This window comes from Rhodococcus sp. T7, assembly GCF_009872365.1.
Lineage (GTDB): Bacteria > Actinomycetota > Actinomycetes > Mycobacteriales > Mycobacteriaceae > Rhodococcus_F.
The window spans coordinates 1-566 of sequence record NZ_WXYH01000305.1; the positions used below are offsets into that span (position 1 = coordinate 1).

Here is a 566-nt window from a genome sequence, read left to right on the forward strand (position 1 = left end):
TTGTTCGTCCTGGCTGTCGCGAAGCGCCCACGCACCCAGCCCCACCACCACGGCGGCGGCCGCGACGACAGCCCCACCACCGACGAGCAGTCGCGTCGATCTCGGTCGCCGCACGGGGCCCGACGGTGCTGGCAGCGACGAGATGACCTGTGCGGGAGAGGGGGCGGCCTCGGCCGGAGACACCGGCGGGGCTGGCTCCTCAACCTTCCCGCCGGACGTTTCATGGCTGGTGGTCGCCACCGGTGCGGGAGTGAACGACGGATACCAGCGGGCCAGCTCGCCCGCTGTCGGGTCCGGCCGCGGAATGTTGGTATCTGTCATCATCGAATCCCTCTCTGTGCGGGCCCGGTTCCCCGGACGAGAACCGTCCGAGGAACCGAGTCGGTCATCCGGCCGCGACCGGGGTCGTCGACGTCGGACGGGCACTTGTCGTCGACGTTCTCGGCGACGACGGCGGCGGGGCAGACGTGCTGGTCCGCGGGGTCGGCAGGGTCGACGAGCTGATACGAGGCGTCGAAGTATCGGCCGAGGAGTCGGCTCCACTCGCGATGTCCTTGGCCAGCGCG

Annotated in this window: 1 protein-coding gene and 1 pseudogene; both read right to left on the bottom strand. The window is 70.7% G+C overall.

Going from position 1 to position 566, the window contains the following annotated elements:
• Window positions 1-324: pseudogene (locus tag MLGJGCBP_RS24110) on the bottom strand (hypothetical protein); the annotation flags it as partial.
• Window positions 321-566: hypothetical protein (locus MLGJGCBP_RS24115; RefSeq protein WP_160098646.1), on the bottom strand; the 246-nt coding region annotated here is incomplete at its 5' end. The pseudogene MLGJGCBP_RS24110 and the gene MLGJGCBP_RS24115, both read right to left, overlap by 4 nt.